At 35.9% G+C, this 17,706-nt stretch carries 17 protein-coding genes, 1 tRNA gene and 1 pseudogene; 10 read left to right on the forward strand and 9 right to left on the reverse strand.

Translation table 11 applies throughout. The annotated features are described in order from the left end of the window. Nucleotides 1–50 precede the first annotated feature (50 nt). On the forward strand, nt 51–479 hold the full coding sequence (locus ABWU47_RS06515; RefSeq protein ID WP_077188289.1) for a zinc-ribbon domain-containing protein: 429 nt from the start codon (nt 51–53) through the stop codon (nt 477–479). 102 nt (nt 480–581) lie between these two features. Next, the gene (rpe, locus tag ABWU47_RS06520; protein WP_353285636.1) at nt 582–1,262 is read left to right on the forward strand and encodes a ribulose-phosphate 3-epimerase; all 681 of its coding nucleotides are present in this window, start codon (nt 582–584) and stop codon (nt 1,260–1,262) included. 203 nt (nt 1,263–1,465) lie between these two features. Here the strand turns inward: rpe and tnpC are convergent. The 3 genes and pseudogenes from tnpC to ABWU47_RS06535 form a co-directional block, all read right to left on the reverse strand. Next, nucleotides 1,466–2,777 (reverse strand): annotated as a pseudogene (gene tnpC / locus ABWU47_RS06525) (IS66 family transposase). 112 nt (nt 2,778–2,889) lie between these two features. Continuing rightward, nucleotides 2,890–3,972 carry a bifunctional diaminohydroxyphosphoribosylaminopyrimidine deaminase/5-amino-6-(5-phosphoribosylamino)uracil reductase RibD gene (gene ribD / locus ABWU47_RS06530; protein ID WP_015589162.1) on the reverse strand — a complete coding sequence of 361 codons (1,083 nt, stop codon included), beginning with the start codon at nt 3,970–3,972 and terminating at the stop codon, nt 2,890–2,892. Further along, a complete protein-coding gene (locus tag ABWU47_RS06535; protein WP_077188293.1) occupies nt 3,972–5,171 on the reverse strand; it encodes a deoxyguanosinetriphosphate triphosphohydrolase in 1,200 nt (399 codons plus the stop codon). The genes ribD and ABWU47_RS06535 overlap by 1 nt, the downstream gene beginning before the upstream one ends. Before the next feature lie 47 nt (nt 5,172–5,218). Between ABWU47_RS06535 and ABWU47_RS06540 the strand changes: the two genes are divergently transcribed. Continuing rightward, the gene (locus ABWU47_RS06540) at nt 5,219–5,674 is read left to right on the forward strand and encodes a HesB/IscA family protein (RefSeq protein WP_006279857.1); all 456 of its coding nucleotides are present in this window, start codon (nt 5,219–5,221) and stop codon (nt 5,672–5,674) included. Nucleotides 5,675–5,868: 194 nt separating this feature from the next. After that, nucleotides 5,869–6,543, forward strand: coding sequence for an ABC transporter ATP-binding protein (locus tag ABWU47_RS06545; protein ID WP_077188294.1), 675 nt, complete (start codon nt 5,869–5,871; stop codon nt 6,541–6,543). A 238-nt stretch (nt 6,544–6,781) separates the two neighbouring features. On the opposite strand, the gene ABWU47_RS06555 is transcribed toward ABWU47_RS06545, so the two are convergent. Continuing rightward, entirely contained in the window at nt 6,782–7,480 is a 699-nt protein-coding gene (locus ABWU47_RS06555; RefSeq protein ID WP_077188295.1) for an alpha/beta hydrolase, read from the reverse strand. Nucleotides 7,481–7,635: 155 nt separating this feature from the next. Between ABWU47_RS06555 and ABWU47_RS06560 the strand changes: the two genes are divergently transcribed. The 3 genes from ABWU47_RS06560 (at nt 7,636) to gpmI (ending at nt 11,743) form a co-directional block, all read left to right on the forward strand. Beyond that, on the forward strand, nt 7,636–8,772 hold the full coding sequence (locus tag ABWU47_RS06560; protein WP_077188296.1) for a cysteine desulfurase family protein: 1,137 nt from the start codon (nt 7,636–7,638) through the stop codon (nt 8,770–8,772). Nucleotides 8,773–10,117: 1,345 nt separating this feature from the next. Then, nucleotides 10,118–10,189 (forward strand) — tRNA-Asn (locus ABWU47_RS06565). A gap of 33 nt (nt 10,190–10,222) precedes the next feature. Next, a complete protein-coding gene (gene gpmI, locus ABWU47_RS06570) occupies nt 10,223–11,743 on the forward strand; it encodes a 2,3-bisphosphoglycerate-independent phosphoglycerate mutase (RefSeq protein WP_077188299.1) in 1,521 nt (506 codons plus the stop codon). 39 nt (nt 11,744–11,782) lie between these two features. On the opposite strand, the gene fabD is transcribed toward gpmI, so the two are convergent. After that, the gene (gene fabD, locus ABWU47_RS06575; protein ID WP_077188300.1) at nt 11,783–12,763 is read right to left on the reverse strand and encodes an ACP S-malonyltransferase; all 981 of its coding nucleotides are present in this window, start codon (nt 12,761–12,763) and stop codon (nt 11,783–11,785) included. Nucleotides 12,764–12,891: 128 nt separating this feature from the next. Here fabD and rpmE point away from each other — a divergent pair, with 128 nt between their 5' ends. The 3 genes from rpmE (at nt 12,892) to ABWU47_RS06590 (ending at nt 15,475) form a co-directional block, all read left to right on the forward strand. Beyond that, a complete protein-coding gene (gene rpmE, locus ABWU47_RS06580) occupies nt 12,892–13,095 on the forward strand; it encodes a 50S ribosomal protein L31 (protein ID WP_007548602.1) in 204 nt (67 codons plus the stop codon). Nucleotides 13,096–13,133: 38 nt separating this feature from the next. Continuing rightward, nucleotides 13,134–13,928 carry an NAD kinase gene (locus ABWU47_RS06585; protein WP_077188301.1) on the forward strand — a complete coding sequence of 265 codons (795 nt, stop codon included), beginning with the start codon at nt 13,134–13,136 and terminating at the stop codon, nt 13,926–13,928. Between the two features lie 83 nt (nt 13,929–14,011). After that, nucleotides 14,012–15,475: a hypothetical protein gene (locus tag ABWU47_RS06590; protein ID WP_186809127.1), complete on the forward strand. Its 1,464-nt coding sequence runs from the start codon at nt 14,012–14,014 to the stop codon at nt 15,473–15,475. Nucleotides 15,476–15,742: 267 nt separating this feature from the next. On the opposite strand, the gene ABWU47_RS06595 is transcribed toward ABWU47_RS06590, so the two are convergent. The 4 genes from ABWU47_RS06595 to ABWU47_RS06610 all read right to left on the reverse strand — a co-directional run bounded on the left by ABWU47_RS06595 (nt 15,743) and on the right by ABWU47_RS06610 (nt 17,685). Next, nucleotides 15,743–16,527 (reverse strand): IS5 family transposase gene (locus tag ABWU47_RS06595; RefSeq protein WP_238513981.1). Its coding sequence is split into 2 segments (ribosomal slippage): nt 15,743–16,206 and nt 16,206–16,527, totalling 786 coding nucleotides; the frame shifts between segments, so codons are not numbered across the junction. A gap of 107 nt (nt 16,528–16,634) precedes the next feature. Then, complete coding sequence (locus tag ABWU47_RS06600; RefSeq protein WP_081600772.1) at nt 16,635–16,799, reverse strand: IS3 family transposase; 165 nt, start codon at nt 16,797–16,799, stop codon at nt 16,635–16,637. A 238-nt stretch (nt 16,800–17,037) separates the two neighbouring features. Beyond that, nucleotides 17,038–17,379, reverse strand: a complete 342-nt coding sequence (locus ABWU47_RS06605; RefSeq protein WP_095866567.1) for an IS3 family transposase — start codon at nt 17,377–17,379, stop codon at nt 17,038–17,040. 21 nt (nt 17,380–17,400) lie between these two features. Then, nucleotides 17,401–17,685: a transposase gene (locus ABWU47_RS06610; RefSeq protein ID WP_038198869.1), complete on the reverse strand. Its 285-nt coding sequence runs from the start codon at nt 17,683–17,685 to the stop codon at nt 17,401–17,403. Nucleotides 17,686–17,706: the final 21 nt, after the last annotated feature.

Raw genomic sequence — 17,706 nt, forward strand, 5'->3', positions numbered from 1 at the left:
TTTGTAGCTCTGTATCATTTGAGCTTGTTACTACTTTATATGTAAGTGCTATGAAAATACAATGTAATAGTTGTACTAAAACTTACTTAGTATCCCCCGAGCAAATTGGTGCATCTGGAAGAAAGGTAAAGTGTACGCACTGCAATCACATATGGCATGAATATCTAGAAGAAGTGTCAAACAAACAGCACTCTGCTGATATACAGGAAAAAAAAATTAGTGGAAGGAATTTTTTACAAAATCTAGCATTTACCACTCTAGCTTTTGCAACAGCTACAGGGTTATGCATTGTAATTGCTAATGGCATCTTTCCTAGAGAGATGAACAAAGCATACAAAACGATCAGTTTATACAAGGATTCAATAAGCTATAAATTAGGGTACAAAAAAGAACAAACAGAAAGTCCAAATGTAAAAAAACTTGCTGTAAATAAGTTTTATCAAGACTACCTTTTTTTATCTAATTTAAGATCTAGTTAAATAGGCATACCGATATCGGTATCCAGCTTCTCTAGCTACTTAGATGGTGTTTAGGGTGACAGAGTTTAAAAATAAGTTATTTTTTAGTAAAAAAGGCAGCTCATGAGTATTAAAATTGCACCTTCTATACTTTCAGCAGACTTTGCAAAATTAGGAGAAGAAGTAAGAAAAATTAGCGATTTAGGTGTAGATTACATACACATAGACGTTATGGATGGGAATTTCGTTCCAAATATTACAATTGGTTCTAGCGTTGTCTCTGCAATACGTAAATACAGCAATCTTCCTTTTGATGTGCATTTAATGGTCAAATCTCCTGGTAACCACATTGAAAGCTTTATAAATGCTGGTGCTGATATTATTACTGTACATGCAGAAGCAGAGATACACCTTGAGAGGTTGATAAGAAAGATAAAGTCATACAAAAATGTAAACGACGCAAAAAAACCGATTCAAGCTGGAGTCTCAGTTGTTCCTTCAACTTCCCCAAGTGTGCTTGAATATATAATACATGAGCTAGATATTGTGCTGATTATGACAGTCAACCCTGGCTTTGGAGGGCAGGAATTTATTCATTCACAGTTGAACAAGATATCTACTATAAAAAAAATGATACAAGAGCGTAACCTTAAAACACAAATTTCAGTAGATGGTGGAATTAACTCTTTTAACGCAGCTGATATAATAAAAGCAGGTGCAGATATTTTAGTTGCGGGATCGGCGATATTCAAGGCTGAAGATATTAAGAAGGCCGTAAATGATCTTAAAAATCCATCGTTGTGACCCTATATAGCTAAAGTGGCTTAGGTTTACCTACAATTTGAAAAACAACAAATTCGTCATTCCGCTACTCGTTAGCGGAATCTATGCTGAGATACCGTGGCGGTATGACGTAGAAAAACCTTTCTTGGGTTGTATCCGTTCAGCTAAGCGGTGTGAGAGATGATAGATAAGAGGTTTTGGAAAGGATTGAGACCCCTTTGTTTTCATGTCAAGTATAATGAAATTATCCGTTCAAGGAATGCATTTCCCCGCTTCGATTGGGTAAAATATGAATTTTTGCGATAAACGACATAATGCCGTATCTGCTGTTCAGCATGGTTGTTTGTCAGCGGAATGTTTTCTGGGTCATCTAAAAAATTCCACATTATTCTTTCAGATTTCAAAATATTTTTTGCAACTCGAGAAGCTCCAATTGCTTCAGGTAAACGGCTTCAAGTAATACCTTGTACGTTTTCGCAATTTTCTGGCACGTCTGGTAAATCTAAAAACATCTATCTCATTTTTTAGCAAGGCCTTTTTTAGTGCAAATAATTCAGTGGCTACGTTTCTTAAGTAACAGCCCAGAACTTTAACTTCAACTATGTGCTAATCTTTCAAAATCTCTTGATAAATGTGCCCAACAGATTTGCCTGTTCTTATCGGCAAAGTAGTTGTATGCTGCGTACCTGTCGTAAGCTATTGCGATTGCAGAACTTACTATTTTGTAAAACCTTCATTCCTCTTGACTCTGTCAATTTTATAAAACTTGCTGTATTACTGGCAAACATCCAGCACCAACCAAGTTTACCTTTGTTATAATGGCTCGTTTCATCGATATGCAGAACTTCACTTTTACTTACTTCTTGCTCGATTTGCTCATATGCTTCTTGGCATTTTTCTGCAACTCTAGCCTCGCTATTTGACACGCTACCAACACTGATGTCCAGGTTGAAAATATTTTTTATAATATTTGCTACTTCTCTTTTCGAGTTCTTGTAAAATCCGCTCAGCGCCGCGATTGTTGACTTAACTTTTGGACCAAATGTATCCGCAGTAACACCTTCTAGTAGCCTGCTACTTTTTCTTTTTCCACACTTGCAACAGCGGCCATTCTGTAATTGGTATTCCACAACATAAGGCTTAATTTCTGGCAAATCAACTTTTTGATGAATGTATGGCTCTTTCGATATCGCAATTTCTCCTCCGCACTCGCAAGAACTCTATTTTCACCACTTCATCTGCTTCCATTTTAGGGCGATACTTTCCTTCATGCCCAATCTGTGCCCCTATTTTCCTGTCACTTTTTTTCTTTTTCTTCTTTAGCTTGTATAACTCTTTTGAGCTCGGTATCGATGAATTTTGTGAATTCAGACCTAGTCTTTCTTTCAATTCAGCATTTTCGATTCTTAGCGCCTTATTCTCAGATCTAAAATTTTCGTTTTCTATCTCCAACCTCTTTATCTCTGCTTTTAGTTGCTCTATCTCTATTTTAAAGCTTTCACAGAGCTTGAGAAGACTAGCTAGTAGATCAGACATATTTACCACACATACTACTTGTGATATTATGTTTTTAGCACTCCTTGTCTACTTTTTATTTTACCGCTCCGCTGAACGGATACCTTTTTTTTACTGTTTGAGTATGTAAGGATTATGACGACCTATCCCAAACCTCAACTATATCCTCACTAAACTCTATTATCTTTGTTTTTTTAAACTGATAACAGTTGTTAATGAATTGAATCCCTAAATCTCCTACAAAAGGAGTGGCATCATTGCCTAAAATTTTACCACTGCGGCATATTATCAACCTGTCGATTAAATTACACTTTAATAGTTCTGTGATTAACACTCCTCCACCTTCAACTAATAATCTTGTTATACCAATTTCTGAAACAAGTTTTAATGCCATGTCCTTTAGGCAAACCTTACCTGCGTTGCTTGAATTAACTACTAAGTAGTTAATGTTTTTTATTTTTTTCTCTACTTCTTTATTTGTGATGACCCAAGTTATTACTTTGTCTGCAGTCTTTGCAATGTTATGCTCTTCCTTTAATCTCCCTTGGCTATCTATAATTAGCCTTATTGGCGATCTACTTCCAAGTCCTGGTAATCTGCAAGTTAAGAGTGGATCATCATTAATAAGAGTATTGCTGCCAATCATAATTGCATCATATTTTGCTCTAAGCTCATGCACCCAATTTCTCGTATTTTCACTTGTTATCCATTTGCTATCGCCTGTAAATGTTGCGATTTTTCCGTCAAGAGTTGTTGCGACTTTGCAAGCTATAAATGGTCTATGTAATTCTTTAGTGGTGAAAAAACCGACATTCAGTTCTTTTGCCTCTTTTTGCATAATACCTTGCTCAACTTCAATTCCTGCTTCTTTCAGAGCTTTCATGCCTCTGCCTGAAACTCTACTATCTGGGTCAATAGTTGCAATTACTACTCTTTTTATGCTAGCTTTTATGATTTTTGCAGTGCAAGGCCCCGTGACTCCGTGATGACAACATGGCTCAAGAGTGATATATATAGTTGCGCCATGAGTTGAATCTTTAGCGTTTTGCAAAGCGACTACCTCCGCATGCGGACGCCCACCAATCCCTGTATATCCCTCACTAACAATTGTACCATCTTTTACAATAACACACCCGACAGCAGGATTTGGTGCAACATTTCCAAGATTTTTTTCTGCAAGCCTTAATGCAATTGACATGAAATGATCATCAGTCATTAGAAAGAAGTCATTTCGTATGAGGTATCAAAAATTCTTCTGTGCTCGTGTATAGCAAATCTATCTGTCATACCTGAGATATAGTCACATATTATTACTGAACGCTGAGATTCACAAGCGAGTTTGCTCCACTCTGTGGGAAGTAATCCTGGGTTTTCATAAAAACATTGAAAGAGTTCCTGTATTATGCGTTTTGCTTTGTTCATCGTTCTACTCAGTTTATAGCTTCTGTATATTTTCTCCATGTTGAATCTTTTCATTTCTTTTGTAGCATTCGCAACTTCTGGTGAAAATGTGACTAGCATTTTATTTAGACTTCTTACGTCTTCTACGCTTTTTATTTTGTGATCTTCAATATTTCTTTCAGTCTGAGAAACAACATCACTTATCATAGTTCCTATAGTTCCACTCAGTGATTCATGTATGAGTTTGCTCTGAGGCAATTCTGAATATCTGCTCCTTATGTCTTTAAACATTTTTTCAATTAAAGGAACATTCAGCAAATCTTCGATGGTTACTAAATTCGCCCTGAGTGCATCATCAAGATCGTGAACACTGTAAGCAATATCATCGGCAATTGAAGCAACTTGAGCTTCAATGCTTGAAAATTCTTCAAGTTTTAGATCATATTTTTTGTTGTATTCTAATAACAGCTGATTACTTGTAGAAAACTCCGCGTTTTGACCAAGCAAGGGACCGTTATGTTTTGCAACTCCTTCAATCACCTCCCAACTTAGATTCATACCATCAAAATCAGCATGTTTTTGTTCAAGATAAGTTAAAATCCTTATAGCTTGAACATTATGATCAAACTCATACTTCTCGTTATCAAGATTCAAATCTTGAACTGATTTCTTTAGAGCATCTTCACCTGCATGACCAAATGGAGGATGACCAAGATCATGTGCGAGCGCTATGCATTCAGTGATATCCTCATTTAAGCCAAGTCTACGCGCAATGGACCTTGCAATTTGTGCAACTTCAAGGCTATGAGTAAGCCGAGTGCGATAGTAGTCGTGCTCATAATTGATAAAAACTTGTGTTTTGTACTCCAACTTTCTAAACGCATTAGAGTGAATGATACGGTCCCTATCACGCTGAAAGCAGCTGCGATTCTCATCTTCTGGCTCTTTGAAGTATCTCCCTTTTGTTTTGCTTGGAAAACATGCATAATTTAATAGAAAATTATTGTTTGACATGTAAAATTTCTACTATAATAAGTTATCAATAATAAACGGTGGTTACTATGTCAACAAATTACAACATCAACTTAACTGGTAATGCACTAAAAAAAATCCACTCTCTTGCAGAGCAGGAAGGGGATAAGAGTTCCATTTTACGGGTTGCAGTTTCAGGTGGTGGATGTTCTGGCTTCAAATACAATTTTCTTATGGATCAAATGAATAAAAATCTATCTTTGGATGATGAAGACGATGATTACGATGATGAGTTTGATGACGAAGATGAAGATGATGAAGAAAGCGAGGACTATAGAAGCCACTCCAGTTTTAGCGAAAAAGGTAAAGATATAGTAATTAATGATGAAAATGGCAATCCTGTATTAATGGTTGATAATTGTTCAGCAAAATTTTTAAATAACTCAGTTATAGATTATACTGAGGATCTCAGTGGTTCTGGTTTTCAAATAAAGAATGCCTTTGCTAAATCCCAGTGTGGTTGTGGCAACAGCTTCTCAGTTTAGTCAAAAATTTGATGTCATCCCAGTGTCAAGCACTGGGATGACACTCTTCTCTGGTGGAGGGTGCTCTCAAGTCACAACGTTCATATAGTTGTATACTTGACACTGAGGTTTATTCTTCTATTTCTTTTTTACTGGTCATGCACTATCATTTGCTATGCAAGCACAACATTTGTATGGTTATAGGTCTTTTAAACATGGGTGGTAATGTAGCACTAGAACTAACTTCTGTAGATAAAAGCTTCAAGGACAATTCTGTTGTTGTAAAGGATATCAACTTAAGTGTTACAAGAGGGCAAGTAGTAGCGCTGATTGGCAATTCAGGTGCAGGGAAAACAACTATATTGCAAATCGCAGGCTTATTGGATAAGCCAACTTCAGGTATAGTTACGATAGATGGAATAAATTGCACACAAGCCAGTAATAAGCATAAAACTCATGTAAGAAGAAATTTTCTTAGTTTTGTTTATCAATTTCACTATTTGTTACAAGAGTTATCGGTGTTGGAAAATATTATGCTTCCTCAACTCATTGCAGGAAAAAGCAAAGCTGAAGCAAAAAAAAATTCGCAAGCAATGTTGGAAAAATTTGGTCTGGAAAACAAAGCAAGTAGCATGGTATCTGAAGTTTCGGGTGGGGAAAGGCAGAGAGTTGCAATTGCAAGAAGCATTGTAAATTCTCCAAAGCTTTTACTTGCAGATGAGCCAACAGGAAACTTAGATCCAACAAATTCTTTTAACGTGTTTTTACTGCTACATTCATACGTAAAGGAAAATAACAGCTCTATGCTTATAGTAACACACAATCATCTCCTTGCAGAAAAGGCAGACTGCATTTTCCAATTGAGAGATCGATCATTAGTGAAGTTGTGAATAGGAAAAATAGCACAATTTCTATGCCTTATACTTATCTAACCAATGATCATTAACAGAGTACAACTCGCATGAAATGCTTTCATTGCTTTTTATACACGGACTTTTTAACTTACGCTGTTTACTTAGGGAACACCCCGATAACATAAACACAGCTAAAACAAAAAATAATAGCTTTTTAAACATAACAAAACCTTTTCATTTATATTACTACACTCATTTCTCTTGTTTGTAAAGATTAGGCATATTCTTTTACCCTTACCTCTTTTTTGACCTTTTGAAAAGAAATAGTTGCACTATTCAAGCGCAGTTTTATATAATTGTCCACGATTTGAGTCACTTCCTCTTCTTTATCCTTTAGAAAGTGATTAGTATCATCTATTATATGGTATTTCATGTGATCACTTCTTACTGAATTTATCAACCTTTTTGCTAATTCTGTTACATCGCTTTCTTCTGAGATTGTATCATTACTGCTTTGTATTATAAGCCCAGAAACTGGACAGGGAGAAAGAAAAGAAAAATCGTACTTAGTTACCGGAAGAGAAAGAGCAATAAAACCCACTATCTCAGGGCGGCGCATTGTTAGCTGCATAGCCACCCATGCTCCAAAAGAAAAACCAGCGATCCAAATTGGAACATTGCTAGGATTATGTTCCTGAAGCCAATCAATGGCTACCGCAGCGTCAGTTAATTCTCCTATACCCTTATCAAAAGTTCCGGTAGATTTTCCCACACCACGAAAGTTAATTTTCAATGCAGAAAAATTGTTATCGATAAAAGACGTATATGTACTATGTACAATTTTACTATCCATATTACCACCATATTGAGGATGATGATGTAAAACCAGCACAACCGGCGCGTTGGCATCTTTGCTTTGGTGGTATTCACCTTCCATCTTTCTTGTTGCATTATTTAAAAAAACTTCAACCATGATAACTCCTAATAAGAACCTGCTTGACAGGTATTGATGACGTGAGTTATTAATTATGTATTAATTTCGCTGTTTTTGCAATAAATTTTTTATCGTGTTAAAGCTAACGTACATAGTTATGGCTATAGTTGATGGTAAACTTATTTAAGTGACAGATGAATCCATTCTCTTTAGAAAATAGTGGTTGCGTATATGCTGATTACAATGCAACTGCTCCAATTAGTGAAAATGTAAAAAAAAGTATATTTGAGGTCTTGTCAAAACAAACGCTCAATCCATCATCACTACATAAGAGAGGACAAGAAGCGAGGAAGATTCTTCAGGATGCAAGAGATAACGTACGTGGTGCTATTGGCGTTTCAAGTGATAAAGAAATAGTTTTTACGTCTGGTGCAACTGAAGCGAATAACCTTGTTATGAGAGGAATAGCAGGCTACCTGCATATAATTTCAGCTATAGAGCATCCTTCAATTCTTAATTCTGCATGTAATCCATATATAATACCTGTTAATCAGGAGGGCATTGTTGACTTTTTAGAGCTAGAAAAAATTCTAAGCGAACTTAAAGGAAACAAAGCAATAGTTTCAGTTATGATGGCAAATAACGAAACCGGAGTTATTCAACCTATTGAGGAAATAGCTAAAATAGTACACAAGTTTGGAGCAATTTGCCACACTGACACTGCTCAAAGTGTTGGGAAAATTAAAGTTAATATGGAAGATTTAGGAGTGGATTTACTCACTTTATCCGCCCATAAATTTGGCGGTGTAGCAGGCAGTGGAGTTTTAATATTCAATAAAGAACTTGCGATAGAACCTATTATAATAGGTGGTGGACAAGAGAAGGGATTTCGTGGTGGTACGGAAAATATTGTTGCGATTGCAGGCCTTTCTGCTGCACTGCAAAATATTCCAGACCTTCTATCAAAAATGGATGAAGTAAAGGAGCTACGTGATCAATTAGAGTGTGAATTATTAAATCTTGCCAGTGACATAAGAATCTTCGGTAAAAACTCTAAGAGGCTGCCAAACACAAGTTTTATTTATATGCCAGGAGTAAAGAGTGATGTGCAGCTTATGCATTTTGACTTGAATCATATTGCAGTTAGTAATGGCTCCGCATGTTCTTCTGGAAAAGTTGAGCCTTCCCATGTTTTGCTTGCAATGGGGGCAACAAAAGAGCAAGCAGAGTGTTCAATTAGAATCAGTATAGGTCCAGAAACTAAACCACAAGACATAAAAAAAATAGTGGATTGTTGGTATAATATCTACAAGCAGAACTCCTTGGTATAGATAATACGTGATATCATGCAGGGAGCTATAAATTAGATGTAAAAAATTCCTTTACAAGTTTCGCCAGCCCCCTTATCATAACAGTGAAGCTATTTATTTATCTTCGCAATCTGTGCAGGTTAATGACAAAAAACTTAGGGCATTTGGCGTCTCATGTTTAATTTTTCGCACTACGTGCATCGCATGTCTTTAAAAATTTTTAGGTTTTTACCTATATAAGCCGAAACGCGCTTACAAAGCGTTTAAGACAACAAAAAACGTCAAATTGACAAGGGAGAATTTGAATGCTAGCTACTACGGGGTTTCTTTGCCTTTTTTCCTGCTTAGTAAATTTCTTAAACACTTGCGGTGTAGGTTAGTTGCAAGTTAAAAGCAGCTAAATCCACTGGGATGGCTTTGTTGCATCGCTACTTATGAAAGGCTAACTATAGTTAGGATTATAAGCAACCTATTGAAAATCTTGTTTTTTTGCAATCAATCTGATCAAATTTAAGAATAGTAATTTGTTATTTATATTAATAAATTTAATTCTATTGAAAATAGCTAAAGCATTGAAATTCTTGAATTTTAGCCAGATTAGTGAGTGGTAGTGAAATTTCTTTTACTCAAATTTAGGTATTCACTGACCGTTCTTGTTATAAATACCAGAATAATAAGCTACTGATATTCCCTATCTTTTTTATCTTTAATCCATCATAGCTAGCGATGCAACAAAGCCATCCCAGTGTCAAGCACTGGGATGACACCCTCCTAGTAGAAACGCTTTTGTAATTGCAACATTCGTGCAATCTTTAGCCATAAACATTAAGAAATTTACCAAATAAAAAAAAAGGCAAAAGAAGCCCCGTGGTGGTTGGATATTTACCATGTACTAAAATATCGGCGTTTTTTTTATTCTAAAACGCTTGATTAAGAGCGATTTAGCTGCTTTTAACTTGCAACTAACCTACACCGCAAGTGTTTAAGAAATTTACCAAGCAGGAAAAAAGGCAAAGAAACCCTAGGATAGCTAGTATTCAAATTCTCCCTTGTCAATTTGACGTTTTTTGCTGTCTTAAACGCTTTGTAAGCGCGTTTCGGCTTATATAGGTAAAAACCTAAAAATTTTTAAAGACATGCGGTGCACGTAGTGCGAAAAATTAAACATGAGACGCCAAATACCCTAAGTTTTTTGTCATTAATCTGCACAGATTGCGAAGATAAATAAATAGCTTCAGTTTCATGATAAGAGGGCTGGCGGAGTTTGTCAAGTAAGTTTTTTCGTTTCTGTGACCAGTTGGACTTAAAGTCTACACAAAAAACGTTTACAACCAACGTTCAACATGGTAAATTAAAAACGGTTTATTCCTCGGTAGCTCAGTGGTAGAGCAGTTGGCTGTTAACCAATTGGTCGCTGGTTCGAATCCGGCCCGGGGAGCGTTTCTCTGTGAAATTCTAGTGTTGATTTTATATGAACATTAAATCAGTGGTTTTATGTATACTAGATGGCTGGGGAAATGGAATAGAGAATAATAAATACAACGCTATCAGCAACGCAAATCCACCCTGTTGGCAATATATTAGCTCTAATTATCCAAAATGCAGTTTATCCGCCTGTGGAGATGATGTGGGGTTACCTGGTGGTCAAATAGGTAATTCAGAAGTTGGCCATATGAATATTGGCAGTGGTAGAGTAGTAATGCAAAGCCTTCAGCGCATTAATCAAGAGATTGGAACAATAGAAAACAATGCAAATCTACAAAGTTTTATTAGTAATCTAAAAAGTAAGAACGGAGTATGCCATATAATGGGATTAGTGTCAGATGGCGGTGTTCATTCGCATCAAAAGCATATTTCAACTTTAGCAAATAAAATATCACAGCATGGAATAAAAGTGGTGATACATGCATTTTTAGATGGCAGAGACACATTGCCAAATTCAGGAAAAAAATGCATTCAAGAATTTACAAAGAGTATAAAGGGAAATGACACAAGAATTGCTACTGTTTCTGGGCGTTACTATGCTATGGACCGTGACAACAGGTGGAAGAGAACAATCGAAGCTTATGAGGCTATCGCATTTGCAAAGGCACCTTGTCATGATAATGCAGTATCGTTGATTGAGAATAACTATCAAAATAACATAACTGATGAGTTTATCAGGCCCGCAGTAATAGGTGATTATCAAGGTATAAAACCAGAAGATGGAGTGCTGTTGGCTAACTTTCGTGCTGATCGAATGATACAATTAGCAAGTATTTTGCTTGGCAAAACAGATTACGCTAAGGTAGCAAAATTCTCTTCAATTTTAAGTATGATGAAGTATAAAGAAGATCTCAAAATTCCTTATATTTTTCCTCCTACTTCTTTCGCTGATACTCTAGGACAAACAATAGAAGACAATAAATTACGACAATTACGTATCGCCGAAACCGAGAAATACGCTCATGTGACTTTCTTTTTCAATTGTGGAAAAGAAGAACCTTTCTCTGGTGAAGAAAGAATACTCATTCCCTCACCAAAAGTTCAAACTTACGATTTGCAGCCCGAAATGTCAGCCTTCGAGCTCACAGAAAAGCTTGTAGAAAAAATTCACTCCCAAGAATTCGCACTGATAGTTGTAAATTACGCTAATCCTGATATGGTAGGGCATACAGGTAATATAAAAGCAGCCGAGAAAGCTGTGCTAGCTGTAGATGATTGTCTTGCGAAAGTGCTGAATGCTGTTAAAAAGTCAAGCAACACCGCATTAATTGTTACTGCAGACCATGGTAACGTGGAATGTATGTTCGATGAAGAAAATAATACACCTCATACAGCACACACTCTAAATAAAGTGCCATTTATTGTGTCTTGCGATAATCTAAAACTAAGAGACGGAAGGTTATCTGACATTGCCCCTACTATTTTACAGCTACTTGGAATTAAAAAACCAAACGAAATGACAGGCAGTTCGTTGATTTCTTGCATTACCCTCTGTCATTCCAGCTAGGCAGCGTTATGCACCGGAATGACATCAAATAGATGTGTTTTAACTTAATCCAACTTTTAAATTTTTCGCTGTTAGTACTAATGATTCATTAAAGAAGCTGTCAATATCACCAATACTATCTATATTTTTTGTACTGATAGATTGGTCAATTCTTTTGACCAAATTAGATAAAACTTTATTAGGGCCAATTTCAACAAATTTGTTAATGCCACGGCTTGACATATACAAAACCATTTCTCTCCATTTCACTCTGCTTACAACTTGCTTGGCGAGTAAAGTTTTTATAACTTTGGGATCACTCTCCTCTTTAGCTGTAACATTTGATATCAAAGGAACTATAGGACGGGTTATTTTAATACCCTTCAAAAACTCCAAAACTTTTTCATCAGCAGGTTTCATAAGAGATGAATGAAAAGGCCCACTAACCTGTAATTTAATTAGTTTCCTCACACTCGAGTTTTTGAATAAATCGGGTAACATTTCAAGAGCTTCTCTAGTGCCACTTATAACCACTTGTCCGCCACCGTTATCGTTTGCAATTTCACAAATTCCGTCAATTTGAACTGATTTCAATATATCTTCCACTTCATTTATCTCTGCTCCAAGCAACGCAACCATTCCGCCTTTACATTTCAGTGAAGCTTCATGCATTGCTTCGCTGCGAACTTTCAGCAGCTTGATTGCAGACTCAAGCGTTAACGCTCCTGCAGCACACAGCGCTGTATATTCGCCAACTGAATGCCCACAAACATATTTAACATTGTGATCAGTGAAAAGAGATTTGCCAAACACATGCTCCATAACACGTAGCATTGCAATTGATACTGCCATTATAGCTGGCTGAGCGTCTTCTGTAATGGTTAATTCTTCAATAGGACCGTTGAAGATTAAATGAGACAGCTTTCTATCCAATATGCTATCTACTTCATTAAATACTTGTCTTGCAACAGAAAACTCACTATATAAGCTCTTTCCCATTCCTACAAACTGAGAGCCCTGACCGGGGAAAGCAAAAATCATGATAGTTATTATTTATTCCTTATTAAATATACTACTTTATTTATTTTTTGTCAATATTTTAGAATAATGATTGACTTAGTGAATTAAGTTCACTAGAATATTAACTGACTAAAAGTTTATAAACAACAATGAATTATCATAAAATTATTATAGTTATGACAGACGGTCAAGAGTTTGAAACTCGTTCCACTTATGGAAAGGAGGGAGATAGGGTAAAACTTGATAGAGATCCTCTTACTCACCCTGCATGGACTGGAAGTTTGACAAGCGGGTTAGCAAGTAAAACTAGCAAATTAGCTAAGTTTAACGATAAATATGGAAGCATTTTCTAATTTTCCTCCTCTTTAAGTTTTAGAGAGTTTACTGAAGCATGCATAAATACAAAAATATAGGCTATGTTGTTTCTCCATCACCAAAATCGCAGGAAGTATCTAAACTATTAAAGAAACTTAATTTTATCAATATAACAGAAGAAAATAAGTCCGAAATTGATCTACTGATAGTTGTTGGCGGTGATGGCTTTATGCTGCGTACCTTGCATAATTACGTTATAGAAAATAAAAACATGCATGTGTATGGGGTAAATACCGGCAATGTTGGGTTTTTGATGAATAAATGCTTTAGCCGCAGTGAAGATTTAATTGATCATATAGAACATGCAACTTCAACTCAGTTAACTTTGCTAAAAATGGAAGCAACAGACACAAGTGGCAAGAGGTATCACTACATAGCGGTAAACGAGGTATATGTTTTTAGAAAAGCAAACCAAATAGTAGAAATGAATATCACTATTAATGATAAGCTAAAAGTAGAAAAATTTAGAGGGGACGGAGTAATATTATCTACTCCCACAGGTAGCACTGCATATAACTTCTCTGCCGGTGGCCCAATCTTGCCGCTAAATTCAAATTTACTTGCATTAACCTCTATCAATAGCTATTACCCAAGGCATTGGAATGGAGCGTTAATATCAAACGATACAATCGTACAAATTGACATTAACGACACAAAAAACCGTCCAGCACTTGTAGTATCAGATTACAAAGAATTTCATGATATATCACAGATAAAAATACAAAAAGACCATGAGAACACAATCACTTTGCTTTTTGACAAAGATTACCCTCTGAATGAAAGAATCTTTGATAGACAATTTCTATACTAATAATTATCCGTAAATTGGTATTTACTATATCTTAATAACTATAGCGTAATCAATGCAGCATAGTAATTAACTTTGGAGTGAATATGCATGGGTCAGTCGAAAAATCAACAGTAAAATTAACTTCTTACGAACAAACAGGTGACAATAGCAAGATAACACTAAAAGATCCACCATCGCCTGAAGAAGCAGGAAATGCTATCTCAAGTGTACTGAATGTAGTACCACGTGTGCAGGGAATGTCACATGAAGAATCAGATGATGAGGAAGTGGATCCTACTTACGCATCTGTAAATCGACAAAAAGATGGTGATGGAGCACCACCGATTTTGCCAAAAGCTCCAGGTTTACAAGACAAAGAAGACAAAAATTTGTTTGGTCTTAGTACTGAAGTACTACCTCCTTCCCTAGAAGAAACAAAAGGTGAGACTCATGATTGGGTATCACAAACAGCAAGTTTAGGTTTAGGAGGATTATCTGGTAATGGATCAGAAGAACATATTTATGCAGCTATAGACCCAAATGCAAAATCTTCGAAAAAGAGTTTAGACAGTGGAATAGGTGGTCAAAACTCAAAAGATGATTTAGGTGCGTCTTCAAATACTTTACCATCGTATAAAAGCAAAGATGACTCTGAAGAGTCTTTGTCACTAAATTCTGATATAGGTAGCACAACAAATAAAAAAACAAACAGATTCTTGCCAAGAGCAAAGTATGCCATGCAGCAGAAGGGTTTTATAATTTTTGGTGCAAGTGCTATTATACTCAGTATATCTGCAGCTTTATTATATTTACAAGATAAAGCAAAATTTATTGCATTTTTTACAAACAGCCCAAAATATATCACTATACCAGTTATCGCACTTGCTGCATTGCTTACAATTGGTCCAATATTTTTTGCAACAAGGCAATTTATAGATACTGAAGAACATTCCATTCAAAAAAAAGATGCGGATAAAATTTTAGCTGAGGTGTTGGAGCACCAGCCAAAAGATAAAGCTATAAAATCTGTAAGACTGGAATATAGCAATGGCACTCATTCAAATTTTGTACTTAATGCTTGGGAAGCTAAACAAGGCTTCACTAACATTGACGAAAAAGTAATTACTAGAACTAATAAAATAAAATCAGTAATTAACGACAGACCAATATTTACTGCATTATTTACTGGTGTAGTTGCTGCAAATATAGCGTTTCCTCTAGGGCTACTTGCAACACATGGTGTTAATGGTGTACAAAAATTTTACCAAAACCCTTTGACTAATAACATAGGATTATCATTACTTATAGGTTCTGGTATACTTGCATTACTCATTGTGGGTTTTGGCATACATTATTATAGAAAAACAAATTGCACTAATCTTATATATTCGCAGGAAAAGATTGACCCTGAAAGCGTTAACAAGAAATTCATTGAAGAAATAAAACACGAAAGAACAAATGTTCTTGGGGAAAACCACGGTAAAGACGCTAAACGCAGCAGCTTAACGCTTGAGCAAGTTGTGGTTCAATCTCATAATTGTAAGGATGTTGTTTATAGTGTCGGTTAATAAAATGCATGATATAGCTAGTGCAGCCCTACGTCATACCGCTGCAGACCGTCATACCGCGATTCATTCGCGGTATCTCTAGATCCCGCTAACACGTAGCGGGATGACGATTGTCAGGGTAGCACCTCCCTCCCCTGTCATCCAAGTAGCTGACTGACCTTACCCAGAAAAAGTGGAGAGAAAGTTTGGAATGTTTTTCACAAAGAGAATGATGAATCAAAATGCTCAGGAATGCAATAGTTAGAGGTTGTCCGGAAACAAGTAAATTCAAGCATATTCCCTCTTTAACATAACCCTACTCATAGCTAGGTATATGAAATTCTCAGTGGATGTTGTGAGTAAATCATACTCCTTCGATAGCCTTCTATTCCTATTAACCCAAGCAAAAGTCCTTTCTACAACCCATCTTCTTGGCTGTACTTTAAACCCTTGTTCTCTTGTTGGTAGTAGCTCAGGTGGCGTATCTTTGTGCACCCAAAATCTACATGGAGGCCTTGTAACAATTTCAATATCTATGTCATATTCTTCCTTTATGTGATTCTTTAAATTTCTTCCTTGGTATCCCATGTCAGCCCACATTTTTTTAACTTTAGTATATTTTGTTCTCATATTGTTTAATGCTATTTTAATACCATCTCTATCATTTTCGTTAGCAGCGCCTACGTAACAACCTAGTATAAAACCCTGAGTGTCTGTAATTATATGCCTTTTTCTACCCTTTACTTTTTTACTTCCATCATAGCCTTTGATCCCCCCTTTTCTGTAGTCTTTACAGATTGACTATCTACTATACAGGCACTCGGCTGCTCATTCCTTCCTATTTTTCTTCTACTATATTTTGTAATTTCATAATTCATTTTCTCAAAAATTCCCTGCTTCTTCCATTGCCTGAACTGCTCATACACAGTCTTCCATAGCGGAAAATCATTTGGTAAATACCGCCATTGACACCCTGTACGCAATACATAGAAAATTGCTTCTAATATTTCTCTTTTGCTATACTTTGGCGGCCTTCCTCCTTTCTTGTATGATACTCTGAAGTGTTTTTCTATTCTTGCCTATTCCCTTTCGCTTAGATCTGTTGGATACTTTTTTCTCATCTTTACCCCGTACTAAAATTTCAGATATTATAGCCTTTTACTTGTTTCCGGACAACCTCTTAATAGTGACGTTGTTTGTTATAAAAAATTTCTATATATTCAAATATAGCAGTTTTGATATGCTGTTTAGAGTGCCGAGAGGTGTCTATTGGTAACTCCCTTTTTAGAGAACTGAAGAAGCTTTCCACAACAGAATTGTCGTAACAACAACCTTTATGACTCATCTATGTTTTTTATGGATAAGAGATATTGATAACCTTGCAAAGTATATTGTGAACCTTGATCACTATGTAATAGTAGATTTTTGGCAGGTTTACGCTTGTTAACGGCCATTAATAAAGAGTCCATAACCTATTGTTTATTTATTGAACTGCTCATTAACTACCATGCGTGAATATAGATCGATTATTGTTGCCAAATATAGCCATCCTTCTTTGGTTTTTATATAAGTAATCCCATACTTTATTTGGTTGATCGACAATAAAGTTTTGGTCTAATATATTGGGAGCTACTGTCCGTTTGTTGTTTCTTAATTTTAAATTTTCTTCTCAATATAGCCTGAATACCATTTTTCTGCATAATACTTTGCACTGTTTTTAAGTTGCAACTTTTACCCAAAGCCTTTAATTCAGCATGAATTTTAGGAGCTCCATATCTACATTTAGAAGCTTGATATATTTTTTGAATATCTGCTAATAACTCTTTATTTGCTGATTCTCTACTGCTTATTTTCCTTGTAGTCCACTTATAGTAGCCACTAGCAGAAAACCCTACATAATTCCTGCACTTTATAGTGTTTACTATGCTCTTTTATGAAAAAATATTTTACTCTTTTTGACTGGCCAGGGCTTTTTTTAAAATGTCTCTTTCTCTTGTTACTTTTGCTAACTCTTTCTGTAAATCAAATCTCTCTTTGTCATAAGGTGCTACATCTGGAAATGCATTTGCCGCTGACTTTTTTTCGTTATATTTCTTCATCCATTTTCCTAATACACTATCCCTTATTCCTAGATCTCTTGCTACTTTTGCAACTGGTTGACCTACCTTTCTTTGTTCATTTGCCAGCTTAACAGCTTCCAATTTGAATTCTGCCGTATATTCTCTTGCCATTTCTAATCCTCCAAAATTTTA

Source organism: Wolbachia endosymbiont (group A) of Gastracanthus pulcherrimus, assembly GCF_964028265.1.
In the GTDB taxonomy this organism is placed as follows: Bacteria; Pseudomonadota; Alphaproteobacteria; order Rickettsiales; family Anaplasmataceae; genus Wolbachia; species Wolbachia pipientis.